This window comes from Streptomyces sp. TAA204 (genome assembly GCF_000424965.1).
This window is the reverse complement of record NZ_AUKW01000006.1, coordinates 265,274-279,048: the sequence shown is the minus strand read 5'-3', so window position 1 is coordinate 279,048 and position 13,775 is coordinate 265,274. Positions and strand designations below refer to the sequence as shown.

Below are 13,775 nucleotides of genomic sequence, written 5' to 3'. Positions count from 1 at the left end.
ACGCCGCTCCTGCGGGGGTTCCGGGGAACTCACCGGGACCACCGGACAGTTCGAGGTCCCGGCGCGGCCGGGGCCCGAACACGATCCGCGGCTGCGGAAAGCCTTACAGGATACCGGCCGGCGTCAGCCCCGCCCAGGGAGACGACAACGGCGGCAACCGAGTTGCCCGGCCGCCAGGATCAGGACAACGCAGACTCTGAGGCCGGCCCCCGTGCTCCAGATTCGAACCGGCATCCGCCGAGCGGGTCTTGCCCGGACGGTCCGGGGATTCGGCGATTCGGCGATTCGGCGATTCGGCGATTCGGCGGAGAACGGTGAGGCCGGAGCAGGACGGTCAACTCCTTTCGGGCCGCTCCGCTGCGCCGCCCCCGAGATCCACCTCGTGCACCCGCAGTTCGGGACGGCTGGTCACCTCGGTCAGCACCCGCACCAGGCCCCGCGCCAGCGCGGCGGCGGTGGCGGGGTCCCACAGGTCCGCAGCGAAGACGATCATCCCTTCCAGGCCCGCCGGCTGGCCCTGCCCGTCGAACTGCTCGTAGAGGTGGATGTTCACATCGAAGCGCGCGGTGGTGTGGTCCAGCGGGACGGGCACCGCCCGCACCCCCGGCAGATCGAGCGAGCCCTGCACGTTGTTCTGCAGTACGAGCTGCACCTGGTAGAGGGGGTGACGGTCCCGGGGGTGCCCGGGCAGGAGCTCACCCGCCAGCAGTTCGAAGGGCAGGTCCTGGTGGGCGTACGCGGTCAGGGCGTACTCCCGCACCCGCTCCAGCAGTTGACCGAAGGACGGGTCGCCGGACAGGTCGGTGCGCATCACCATGCGGTTGACGAACAGCCCGACCATGTCGTCCAGGGCGTCGTCGGTGCGCCCCGCGAGGACCGTGCCGACCGGTACGTCCTCCCCCGCGCCCGTCCGGCACAGCACCAGCGCGAGCGCCGCCTGCAGCACCATGAACGGGCTGGCGCCGTGAGCGAGGGCAAGCTCCGTGACACCGTGGTGTACGGCCGCCGGGATGCGCAGCGCCACCTCCTCGCCCCGCTCCGAAACGACCGCCGGGCGGGGCCGGGCTCCCGGCAGCTCCGCAGGGAGCCCGGCGAGCACAGACCGCCAATGGGCCAACTGGCGGGCCAGAACGCTGTGTTCGTCGTCGCGGTCGCCCAGGAGGTCGTGCTGCCACCGGGCGTAGTCCCGGTACCGCACCGGCAGCGGCTGCCAGCGCGGCTCCTCCCCCGCGCGGCGTGCGGCGTAGGCGGTGGACAGGTCCCGGCCCAACGGACCCTCGGACCAGCCGTCCGAAGCGATGTGATGAATCACCAGAATCAGCACGTACTCGTCCGGGGCGAGCCGGAACAGTGCCGCCCGGGCGGGTGCCTCGGTGGCCAGGTCGAAGACGTGGCCCGCCTCCTGCTCCAGCAGTCGCCGCAGCTCCCCGGGGTCCGCTTCGGCCAGACGCAGCTCCGCCGACTCCGCGGATGCGAGGACGTGCTGGCGTCGCTGCCCGTCCCGGTCCGGGAAAACGGTGCGCAACGGCTCGTGCCGGGCGAGGACGTCCCCCCAGGCACGGGCCAGGGCCTCCCGGTCGAGCGGGCCGTGCAGCCGCAGCGCGTTGGGAATGTTGAACGCGCCCGGCCGGTCCAGTTCGCCGAGCAGCCACAGGTCCTCCTGGGCGGGGGACAGCGGAGCGTCGTCCTCGGTGGCGGTGCCCGCGGTCAGCGCGGGACGGGTCTGCCGCCCTCCGGTGAGCAGCCCGGCAAGGGCCGCCACGGTGGGTCGGGCGTAGAGATCCCGGATACCCACCTCCGTTCCGAACTCGGAGCGGATCCGGGAGACGAGCCGGGTGGCGAGCAGCGAGTGGCCGCCCGCTGCGAAGAAGTCGTCGTGCACTCCGACGTGCCGGCCGGGCAGCAGCTCGCGCCACAGGCCCAGCAGCCGGGCCTCGCGGGCGTCACGCGGCGGCACCGGAGCGGGCCGGCCGTCCGGAGCGGCCGGCAGCCTTCCCAGCGCAGCCCGGTCCAGTTTCCCGCTGTCGGTCAGCGGCATCCGCTCCAGCAGCGACCACTCCGCGGGAACCATGTGGGCGGGCAGCCGGTCCGCCGCATGGCGGGCCAGCCGCTCCGGGGACGGCAGCGCCCCGGAGCGGGGCACGACACATGCCGCCAGCCGTTCCCCGCGCAGCACCACGGCCGCCTCGGCGATCTCTTCGTGCTCCACGAGGACCCCTTCGACCTCGCCGGGCTCGATGCGCAGCCCGCGGACTTTGATCTGGCGGTCGGTCCGGCCGCGGAACTCCAGGGCACCGCCGGGCAGCCGCCGCATCAGGTCCCCCGTCCGGTACAGGCGGCGGGTGACTCCCGCGCGGTCGGTGTGCCGGATGAAGGCGCGCTCAGTGAGATCCGGCCGCCGGTGGTAGCCCTCGGCCAGGCCGGTGCCGCCCAGATGGAGTTCACCGGTCACGCCGAGCGGCACGGGCTGTCCGTGCGGATCGAGCACGTGCGCCTCGGCGTTGGCCACGGGATGCCCCACGGGCACGGTCCGGGAGCCGTCCGGCACGCAGCGCCAGTGCGTCAGGTCGGCCTCCGTCGGTCCGTAGATGTTGTGCAGTTCGGCACCGCAGACGGCGAAGAAGCGCTGCTGGAGGTCGTACGTCAGCTCCTCGCCGCTGCACAGGACCCGGGTGAGCGTCCCGCACGCGGCGGCCCCGGCCGGATCGTCGAGGAACGCCTGGAGCATCGACGGCACGAAGTTGACCGTGGAGACGGACTCGGCAGCGATCAGCTCCCCGAGACGGGCCGGTTCGCGGTGAGCACCCGGAGGCGCGACGACCACGACACCGCCGGCGACCAGTGGCCACAGCAGCTCCCACACGGACACGTCGAATGTGGCCGGTGTCTTGAGCAGCACCGCCTCCCCCGGGCCGAGGGGGAATTCCCGCTGGAGCCACAGCAGCCGGTTGCTGATCGCCCGGTGCGGGACGACCACGCCCTTGGGGGCTCCCGTCGAACCGGACGTGAAGATCATGTACGCGGGATCGCCGGGCAGGGCCGCCCGGGCGGCGGCACACGGCTGCCCGGCTGCGGCCCGGGGCTCCCGGTGCGGGGTGCCGTCCGGGCGGACCGTCGTCACATCCGCACCGGCGAGCCGCCGGTGTCCGGTGTCGCCGGTGACGGCCAGGGTGATGCCGGCCTCGGTCAGGACGCCGCACAGCCGCCGAGGGGGGTGTTCCGGATCGAGCGGCACGTACGCCGCACCGGCCCGCAGCACCGCGAGGACGGAGACCAGCAGGTCCGGTGACCGCTCCAGCACCACGGCCACGAAGGTGCCCGGTCCTGCACCGTGCACCCGCAGCACCCCGGCCAGCCGTTCGGCCCGCTCGTGGAGTTCGCGACAGGTGAGCTCAGCGCCCGCGTACCGCACGGCCGTCGCCCCGGGGGTGCGCCGCATCTGCTCGGCGATGAGCGCGTCCAGCGTGTGCGGCCGGTCGAAGCGGACCGCGGTGGCGTTGCACTCCGCCAGCTCCCGGTGCTCGTCCGCGTCGAGCAGGTCGGCGGTCTCGTGCCGGCTGCCCGGGTCCTCGGCGAGCGCCGTGAGCGCCGCGCTGTAGTAGCCGAGGGCTCGGTCGGCGAACTCCTCGCCGAAGCGCGCGGCGTCGAACCGCACCGCGAGGCCGAGAGCGCCGCTTCCACCGCGCCGGACGAACTCCGCACCGAAGGGGAAGTGCGTGTCCGCCACGACGTGTTCCTCGGTGATCTCCAGCAGGGACGGGTCGGGCAGGGCCTCTTCCACGTGGAAATGGGTGTAGTTGAAGTAGCCCTCGAACGGGTCGGACATTCCGGTGTGGCGGACGATGTCCGCGAGGGGATAGCGGCGGTGCGCCTGGACGTCCCGGTCGAGCGCCGCGGTCTGCCGCACCAGGTCGTACCAGGTACCGCCGGCCAGCCGGGCCCGCAGCGGCAGGGTGTTGAGGAAGAGGCCCAGCACCCGGTCACCGTCCGGCTCCTCGGAGCGTCCGTTGTACACGGCGCCGGTGACGACGTCGTCGGTGCCGCCGAGAAGGCTCATCACCCGCAGATGGGCTGCCAGCAGCACCGTCCGCAGCGGGACGCCGAGCTCCCGGGCGAGGGCGGCCAGCCCGCGGGACACCCCGTCGGGCATCGCCCGTGCCGCGGTGCGCATCCTGGCCGGAGACCGGTCCTGCCCGGCGCCACCGGGGTGAGGCAGTTCGGTGACGGTCGCACCGGCCAGCACCTCCGTCCAGAACCGCCGGCCGGCGTCGCCTGCCGACACCTGGCGTTCCAGCCGGACGTAGGAGGCATACCGGGCGGCAGGCGCGGCGGCCGGCGGGACCGGGGCGCCGCAGGCGAGCCGGGTGTACTCCCGGAGGAGCTCCACGAAGAGCGAGCGTTCACTCCAGCCGTCCAGCACCGCGTGGTGCTCGGTGACGAGCAGTTGCACGGTCTCGTCCGTGAGGCGCTGCAGGCGGAACCTGACCAGCGGCGCGGTGAGCCGGTCGAAGCGGGTGGCGCGCTCCCGGGTGAAGGCCCGTCCGGCCTGCGCGTCGCGGTCGGCCGGTGACAGGCCGCGCAGATCCTCGAAAGCCACCGGCAGCGTGAAGTGACGGTGCACCAGTTGCAGCGGCTCGCCGAAGTTACGCTCGTCGAAGGTGGTCCGAAGGATCTCGTGCCGCTCCAGCAGGCCGGTCAGGGCCTGCCGCCAGGCGGATTCGTCGAATTGGACGCGCAGCCGGTACGCCGAGACGTTGTGGTAGACGGCGCCGTCCGCGGAGCCGTCCTGGTCGCTGTGGAAGAGCAGTCCCTGCTGGAGCCGGGTCATCGGGTAGGCGTCCGTCACGTCCGCCGGCAGCCGGGACCGGTCTGTCCGGCTCAGCAGGGAGAACGGCCGGTACTCCTCCGCGCCGGACGGGTCTCCTGCCGGACGGGCGGACGCCGCCAGGGAACGCACCGTCTGGTGCTCGAGCAGGTCGTGGAAGTCCACCTGGAGCCCGGCCTCCCGGGCAAGGGTCAGCAGCCGGATGCTGCGGATCGAATCCCCGCCCAGCGCGAAGTAGTTGTCGTCGATCCCCACCCGCCCGACACCCAGCGAGCGGGCCCACACTCCGCACAGGGTCTGCTCCACCGCATCCCGCGGCGCGACGTATTCGATGCCGGTGCCTGCCGCTGCGGGGCCGGGAGCGGGCAGCGCCGCCCGGTCGACCTTGCCGTTCGCGGTCAGCGGCAGCTGAGGCAGCACCGCGAGGTCCGCCGGGACCAGATGAGCGGGCAGCAGCCGGGACAGGTGTGCGCGCAGCTGCGGAACGGTCACGGCGGGCGCGCCCTCGTGGCAGGTCACGTAGGCGGCGAGCGCGGTGTGCCCGTCGGGACCGGTCCGCGGGAGGACCACCGACTCGTGCACCGAGCTGTGCGCGGTCAGCGCGGACTCGATCTCGGCGGGCTCGATCCGGAAGCCCCGCAGCTGGATCTGGTCGTCGATGCGGCCGTGGTACTCCAGTTCGCCGTCCGGGCTCTGCCGCACCAGATCGCCGGTGCGGTACAGCCGTGCGCCACTGCCGGTCCCGAACGGGTCGGGGACGAAGCGCTCCGCGGTCAGCCCGGGCCGGCCGAGATACCCCTCGGCCAGGCCGGCGCCGCCGATGTACAGCTCCCCTGTGACACCGAGGGGTACCGGCCGGCCCCGGTCGTCCACCACGTGCACACGCAGATCGGGCAGGGGTGTGCCGAGGGGGCTGCCGGACCGTCCGTCGGCGGTGTCCTCACGGGTGAGCCTGCGGAATGTGGTGTGCACCGTGGCCTCGGTGATGCCGTACATGTTGGCCACGCGCGGCGCGGTGTCGCCGTGCCGGGCGAACCAGCCGGTCAGCGCCGCCGGGTCCAGGGCCTCCCCGCCGAGGACGACCCATCGCAGGGCGAGGGGCTCCGTGCCCCCGGCAAGCGCGGCGTCGGCGCGAGCCAACTGGTGGAAGGCGGACGGGGTCTGGTTGAGGACGGTCACCCGCTGCTCGTGCAGCAGCCGCCGGAACGCGGCCGGTTCCCGGCTGGTGGCGTACGGAACCACGACCAGCCGGCCACCGTGCGCGAGCGCCCCCCACATCTCCCAGACCGAGAAGTCGAAGGCGCAGGAGTGGAACAGCGTCCACACCTCGTCCGCGCCGAAGCCGAACCACTCGCGGGTGCCGGTGAACAGACGGCTGATGTTGCGGTGCGGGACCAGCACGCCCTTGGGGGTCCCGGTCGAGCCGGAGGTGTGGATGATGTAGGCGGGGTCGTCGGGGGCGGAGCGGTCCGCCACGGGGGTGTCCGGGAGCGAGGCGAGCGCCGGGTCGTCGGTCATGTGCACGACGCTCCCTGGGTCGCCGCGCCACCAGCAGCGGGTGCCGGGGCCGGTGAGCAGGACGCTGACACCGGCGTCCGCGGCAAGGAGGCGGAGCCGCTCGACGGGATAGGCCGGGTCCAGCGGTACGTAGCAGCCGCCCGCCTTGAGGACGGCGAGAAGGCCCGTGACCAGCCACGCGGAGCGGTGGGCGCTGACGCCGACGCGGGTTCCCGGGCCGACGCCTTCCTGGCGCAGCCGGTGGGCGAGGCGGTTGGCGCGGGCGTCCAGTTCGCCGTAGCGGAAGTGTTCGCCGCCGTCGGTGAGGGCGACGGAGGCGGGAGTACGCGCCGCCCAGCGGGCGAAGAGCCGGTGCACCGGCACCGGGTCTTCGGTGATGTCCCGGGTCGAGGCCTCGGCGGCACCGGCCCCGGGCTCGGGCAGCGAGGCGGGTGAGGCCAGGGACGCGGGCGCCGCCAGGGGGGCGGAGGGGTCCGGCTGCGGGCTGTGCGTGCCCAGGACGGAGTCCAGCCTGGCCCGCAGCTGACCGGCGGTCAGCGCCCCGAGACCATCCCGCAGGGAGCGGTCCACGTGGGCCGCGAAGGCACGCAGCGTGGGGTGCACGGTCAGGGCGTCCACGGGCAGTTCGACGCCGGTCCGCGTGTGCAGCCCGGCGAGTACGCGGGCGGCGGTGTGCTCGTCGCCGCCGAGTGCGAAGAAGCTGTCACCGGGCAGGGCGGCGGCTCCGAGCACTTCTCCCCAGACCTCGGCGACGACCTGCTGGGTCGGGGTCTCCGGCTGCCCGGAACGGGTGTCCGGAGACCCGGCGGTCCGCCCCGCGGCGGCTGCCGGCGGAACGGCGTCAGAGCTGGTCATGGGTGTCCTTTCCGGCCCTGCGGCGGTGCGGGCCGCCGTGACCGGGCTGCTCGGGCCGGGTGCCCGTGCGTGCGGACAGCACCGGTACGGATGCGGCACGCCGGCTGCCGAGGGCTGGTATGCGTGCGGGAGTTGTCGCGTCCCTGTCGGCCGGTGGCCCGGTGCGGGCCGGTCCGACGGGGCAGCTGCGCAGGCCGTGTCCCGTGTGGGTCACGGGGCAGCCTCCGGCGGAGCCGGCGTCCCCGCGCCCGCATCCGGACCGGTGTCCGGGACGGGAACGGCGGGGCGCTCCAGCAGGGGCCCGACCGGGTCGCAGGGGCGGTGCGTGAAGGCGACGGCCCGCAGCAGGTCCTGGTAGGCCCCGGTGAGCGCGGTCGCGGTGGCGGCGGAGAACAGGTCGGTGCTGTACTCCAGCCCCGCGGTGAGGTCCGTCCGGCCCTCGCGGTCGCTGGTGATCAGGCCCAGATCGAGTTTCGCAGTGCGGACGGGCATCCCCTCGAAGCGGTTGATGACCGTTTCCTGCTCGTCGAAGAAGCCCCCGATTCCACCTTCCTCGGTGAGCCGGTAGCGGGGGAGCTCCTGGTGTACGTAGGAGACGTCCACCACGGGATCGCGGCTCGCGTCGCGTTCGGCGTCCAGGGCACCGACCACCCGGTCGAAGGGGACCTCCTGATGGTCCATCGCTTCCAGCACCACCGTGCGCACCTGCCGCATCCAGTCACCGAGCCCTGTCTGGGAGGGCACCTCGCAGCGCAGGGCTACCGTGCTGTTGAAGTAGCCGAGGAGACCCTGGAGCGCCGGGTGGTTCCGTCCGGAGGTGGGGGTGCCGACCACCACGTCCCGCCGGCCGCTGAGGCGGGCGAGCAGCAGGACGTACGCCGAGAGCAGCACCACGTACAGCGTCACCGACTGCTGCTCCGCCAGCTCCCGCAGCCGCCGCACCACCGGGGCCGCCACGGTGAAGGGCACCATGTCCCCGGCGTAGGACTTGCGGGGCGGCCGGGGGTGGTCGGTCGGCAGATCCAGGCGTGGAGCCCCGCTCAACTTACGCTGCCAGTAGGCAAGTTCGTGGTCGAGCGCCGAACCGGCGAGCAGTTCCCGCTGCCAGCGGGCCCAGTCGCGGTACTGGACCGGCAGTGCGGCAAGCAGTGCTGCCCGCCCCTCGAGGCGCGCCGCGTACAGCTCCGGGAGTTCCCGGCGCAGGACGGTGGGGGCGCCGCCGTCGTTGACAGCGTGGTGCGTGGTCAGCTGAAGGACATGGCGCTCCGGGGCGATCCGGACCAACAGCACCCGCAGCAGCGGGTCCCGGGCGAGGTCGAAGCGGTGGGCGGCCGCGGCCGCGACCAGTTCCCGGGCGGACGCCGGGGGGTCGGCCTCGCCGGAGACGTCGGCGAAGGTGAAGAAGTCGCCGGGGTCCGGCCGGACGTGCAGCCGGGGAGCACCCTCGGCGGTACGGAAGTTGGAACGCAGCACCTCGTGGCGCATCACCAGGTCGTGCCACATGCCGCGGACCGCGGCAACGTCCAGCGACCCGGCCAGTTCGCTGACGGTCGGCTGGTTGTAGAGGGTGGTGCCGGGCTCGATCTGGTGGTGGAACCACATCCGTTCCTGACCGAAGGACATCACCGCCTCGGTTCCGGGCAGCAGTTCCGGCCGCGCCGGGGAGGCCGGTACGGGTGCGGCGGCCGGCTCCTGCGCGGCGGGGCCCGCGGACTCGCGCAGCAGCCGTGCGAAGTCGGCCAGCCGGGGGTGCTCGTAGAGGTCGAGCAGCCGCATGCGCACCCCGAAACGCTCCTCCGCCCGGTTGATCACCTGGAGGGCGGCCAGGGAGGTGCCCTGGAGCCCGAAGTAGTGGGCGTCCGCGCCGGGTTCGGGGATGTCGAGCAGCTCCGCGACGGTCCTGCAGAGCCAACGGGTCACCGGATCCCGCCGGTCGTCCGCGCCCCCCGGTCCCTCCGCCGCCGGACGAGCGTGCGAGTCCTGCGGGAGGCCACGGCCTCCGCCGGCCGGAGCCTGCGGCGCGGACGGCGCCGGTCCCGCGGCCGGCGGCAGCCAGCAGCGGACGGGCGTGAGCGGGTGGCCGGGCAGACGTGCCCGCGCACGTGCCGGTGCCGGGGGACCGGCGGTGGCCCAGTCGAGGTCGACGCCCTGCTCGTACAGCGCGGCCAGGACCCCGAGCAGATCGTGATCGTCGGGGGCGGCGGTGTGGCAGTGTGCCCGTGCATCCCCGGCTGTCCGTTCGACGGCCAGGGCGCCGAGGCTGCCGCCGGGTGTGAGGTCCACGAGGACGGCCGGCCCCCGGTCCAGCAGGCCGCCGACGACGTCTGCCAGCAGGTCCGGGTCGGCGGGGCCGGGATCGGTGCCGGCTGCGAGCGCGGCGGTGTCCTGCCCGGTCAGCTCGTCCCGCAGATACCGAGCGAGGTACCGGGAGACGCCCGCCCCGATCACCGTGTCCGGGCGGACGCCCCAGCGGCGCAGTTCCGTGACGGCGGCCAGTTGGGAGGCCAGCACGGTGAAGTGGGCTCCGGTGGCGGGGAGTTCGGGTGGCAGCCGTCCCGGCGGCAGCGGCGCCGGGCCGTCCGGGGAGAGCAGCAGCACCACTCGGGGCCGTGTTTCCGTCCGGTCCGCGCTGCAGGCCGTGGGCTGCAGCGCGGCGAGCCAGGTGGAGCGGGTGGCCAGGCTCAGCGCGAGCCCGCGGGTGCCGTCTGCGACGACGCCGGCCCGGTGCGGGTGGTGGGGACGGCCCCGGCAGAGGGTGAAGGCGACGTCGTCGAAGGGCTGAGCGGTGTCGTGCAGGGCCACCGCGAGGTCGGCGCACTGGCGGGCCAGTGCGGCATGCGTACGGGCGGACACCGCGATCAGGCAGCGCCGGCCCCCGTCCTGCCCTGTGGACTGCGGCGGTGCCGGCGGCTGCTGTACGACGCAGTGCACGTTGCTGCCGCCGAGGCTGAACGAGCTGACGCCGGCGAGGCGTTCACTCCCCTCCCAGATGCGCCGCGCCGTGACGACCTCCAGCGGGGCGGCGGCCAGGTCGCTGCCGGGCGCGGCGCCGGTGAAGTGCAGCGAGGGGTACAGCTCGCCGTCCCGGACGCTCAACACCGCCTTGACCAGACCCGCGATGCCCGCGGCGTTGTCCAGGTGCCCGATGCCCGACTTGACGGCGCCGATCGGCAGTGGCGACTCCCGGTCCGCGAACACCGTGGCAAGGCCCTCCAGTTCGACGGCGTCACCGAGCCGGGTACCCGAACCGTGCGCCTCCAGGAAACCGGCTCGCTCCGGTTCCAGGCCCGCCGCGTGCCAGGCCGCCCGGATGACCTCGGCGTGCGCGGCGGCGCTGGGGGCGCTGATCGTGCCGGCCGAACCGCCGTTGTGCCCGGCGGCGACCGCACGGATCACCGCGTGTACCGGCAGCCGCTCAGCCCGGGCGCGGGCGAGCGTGGTCAGCAGCACCGCGGCTCCGCCCTCACCCGCCACGGTGCCGTCCGCCGCGGGGTCGAAGGACCGGCAGCGGTCGCTGTCCGAGGCGATCTCCGCGAAGCCTCCGACCTGTTGCCGCAGCAGCCCGTCGGGCCGGATGCTGACTCCGCCGGCCACGGCGAACTCCACGTCCCCGGCGGCCAGTTCCCGGCAGGCGAGACGGACTGCGAGCAGCGATCCGTTGCAGCCGCTGTCCAGCGAGTAGCACGGGCCCCGCAGACCGAGGGTGTGGGAGATGCGGGCGGTCAGTCCGAACGGAGCGTTGCCGAGGGCGGCGAGCACGTCGGATTCGCTCAGGCGCTGCCCGTAGCCGCCGGCTGCCGCGCTGAAGACCACGGCGGTCCGGCGGCGGCCCAGCTCACCGGCGGTCTGGCCTGCGTCCTCGACCGCCCGGTGGGCGAGGGTCAGCGCGATCCGGTGCTGGGGGTCGGTGAGTTCGGCCTCGTGTCGGGTGAGGCCGAAGAAGGCGTGGTCGAAGCCGTCGACGTCGTCAAGATGGCCCATCGGCAGATAGTCCGCGTCGGGATCGAGACCGGTGGCCAGGGCCCGCTCCCGGGGCATGCCGCGGACGGCGTCGTGGCCGGACCGGAGATTGTCGCGGAAAGCGTCGAGGCCGTCCGCGCCGGGGAAGCGGACGCCGATGCCGATGATGGCGAAGCCCTCCGGTTCGGCGGCGTCACCGGGCCGGATACCCCCGCCGGCCGTCCGCTGCCCGTCCCCGTTCATACGTCCCTCCCGGTGGGCACCGTGCCGGTGGCGGCGTCGATCGTGCGGCTCCCGGTGATCAGCAGCGTGTGCGCCGCCGGGGTGTTCCTGTCGAAGAGCTGGCCCAGCCGGACCGCTCCGGGCCAGCGGTGCTCGTAGCGGACGTGCAGCGCGAGCAGCCCCTGCGAGGTGCCGCCGACGGCGAAGAAGTCGTCGTCGGGCCCGAATTCGCCGTGGCCGAGGACGTGTGCCCAGCATTCGGCGACCTCGCGCCGGGCACCCTCCCACTCCTCTCCCACGGGTACGGCTGCGGCGTCCCGCCCCGCCCGGTGCCGCGTCAGCAGGGCGGCCTCGTCCGCCTTGCCGCTGGGCGTGAGGGGCAGCGCGTCGACGGGCACGAAGGCCGCCGGTACACCCTGCGGGACGAGGTGCCGGGCGCAGTGCTCCCGCAGCGCCCGCCCGTCGGCCGGCCGGGCGCTGCCCGCGGTCGGGACCCAGTACGCCACCAGTTCGGTGCCCCCCTCCCCGTAAGGGACCTCCTGCGGGACGGCCAGGACGACTGCCTGCTCGACCGAGGGGTGGCCCTCCAGGACGGCTGCGGCGGCGTGCCGCTCGACCCGCACCCCGGCGATCTTGACCTGCCCGTCGGTGCGGCCGCGGAACTCCAGCTCCCCCGCTGCGTTCCAGCGGGCCAGGTCACCGGTGCGGTACATGCGGGCGCCGGCGGCGAACGGGTCGGGCCGGAAGCGCAGCGCGGTCTCACCGGGGCGGCCGGCATAACCGATCGCGAGCTGAGCGCCCGCGAGATACAGCTCCCCCACGGCACCGGGCGGGACCGGCCGCAGCTCCGCGTCCAGGACCCGGGCGGTGGTGCCCGCGGTGGGGACGCCCATGGGCACCTCGCCCTCGGGGACGCCCGCGACCCGGTGTGCGGTGACGGCGACGGTCGCCTCGGTGGGCCCGTACTCGTTGCCGAGCGCTGTGCCGGGCAGTGCCGCCCGGTGCCGCTCGACCAGGGAAGCTGGGGTCGCTTCCCCAGCGAGGATCATCAGCCTCAGGTGCTGCTCGGCGCCCGCCAGGTGCGGCAGCAGCTGACGGTAGAACGACGGGGTCGTCAGGCACTGCTGGGCGCGGTGGCGGCGGAGCAGCGCGGCGACCCGTTCCGCCGCGGGCAGCTCGGCCGCGTCGGGGAGCACCGCCGTCCCGCCGGTGCACAGCGCCAGGAAGGTGAGCATCAGCGCGCCGTCCCAGGACAGGCGCAGGGCGGAGAACGCGGTCAGCCCGTGCTCGTAGGGTCGGGAGGCGAGGAGCGCGGCGAGTGCGCCCCGGCTGACCAGTACGTTCTTCGGCGGCCCTGTGGTGCCGGAGGTGGTGATGACGTACGCCGGGCTGCCTGGATCCGTGGCCTGCGGCGGCGCTTCAGGCACCGGGAGGAGTTCCGGCGGCCGGTCCAGGTCGCACAGTTCGGGGACAGTAGCGGCGCCGAAGGCGGCACGGACCGCCGCCGGCGCGGTGGCCGGCTCCGTGCCGTGCAGCACGAGCGCCGGGCTGCCGGTGTCGTGGACGACCGACAGCAGGTGGGCGACCGGGTGCGAGGGGTCGGCGACGCACCACGCCGCACCCGTGCGCAGCGCGGCGACCATTCCGGTCAGCAGCGACAGCCGCTGCCTCTGGTGCAGCACCACCACCTGGCCGGGCCGCACGCCCCGGTGCCGCAACCACGCTGCCAGCACCCGGCTTTGCTGGTCGAGTTGGCGATAGGTCATCTGCTCCGCACCCACCACCGCGGCGGTACGGTCCGGCCTCAGCCGGAACTGCTCCTCCAGCAGGTGCAGCACGTCGGGGTGCGTCCCGCCTCCGCCCGGGGGCGGGGGCCCGTCAAGGCTCCGGACGCTCTCCGGGGCCGGAGGGGGCTCGGACCGGACGCTCTGCGCTGCTCCCGGTCCGCCGGCTGCGAACTCGGGACGTTCCGGCAGCAGCGCGGCGTCCGCCGCTTGGTGGACCCGCACCCCGGGCAGCGCGTCCCGCACCTCCGTGCCCTCCCGTGGGTCTCCGACGAACGCGAGGGTGTCCAGGGAGGTGTTCAGCTGCTGCGCGATCCACCGCACGGCTGCGGGAGCACCGCTGCCGTCCGCACCGAGGAGGCCGACAGGGCCGTCCAGTCCATGGCTCCGCAGAACCGCCACCGCCCCGGCGTCACCGTCCCTGGCCACCACAGCCTGCACGAGGCCGCGGCGGCGCAGCACTGCCAGGGTGTGCAGCACCTCCGGGCGGAGCCCGCCGGGGGCTCCGCCCGGCACGGTCCTGTCCCGCACCGCCCCGTGCTGAGCCGTCGCGGCCAGGCTCCAGACCAGGCAGTTCACCGGTGTCATGGCCGCTCCTCGTTTCCGGCCCG

General features: G+C 74.3%; 3 protein-coding genes. All 3 read right to left on the bottom strand.

Annotation, left to right across the window (positions count from 1 at the left end; translation table 11 throughout):
• Positions 1-334 precede the first annotated feature (334 nt).
• On the bottom strand, positions 335-7,198 hold the full coding sequence (locus tag H343_RS0114020) for a non-ribosomal peptide synthetase (RefSeq protein WP_028431672.1): 6,864 nt from the start codon (positions 7,196-7,198) through the stop codon (positions 335-337).
• Between the two features lie 210 nt (positions 7,199-7,408).
• Complete coding sequence (locus H343_RS30535) at positions 7,409-11,401, bottom strand: condensation domain-containing protein (protein WP_051265180.1); 3,993 nt, start codon at positions 11,399-11,401, stop codon at positions 7,409-7,411.
• A complete protein-coding gene (locus H343_RS30530; RefSeq protein WP_078505588.1) occupies positions 11,398-13,752 on the bottom strand; it encodes an amino acid adenylation domain-containing protein in 2,355 nt (784 codons plus the stop codon). Before H343_RS30530 ends, H343_RS30535 begins: the two co-directional genes overlap by 4 nt.
• Positions 13,753-13,775: the final 23 nt, after the last annotated feature.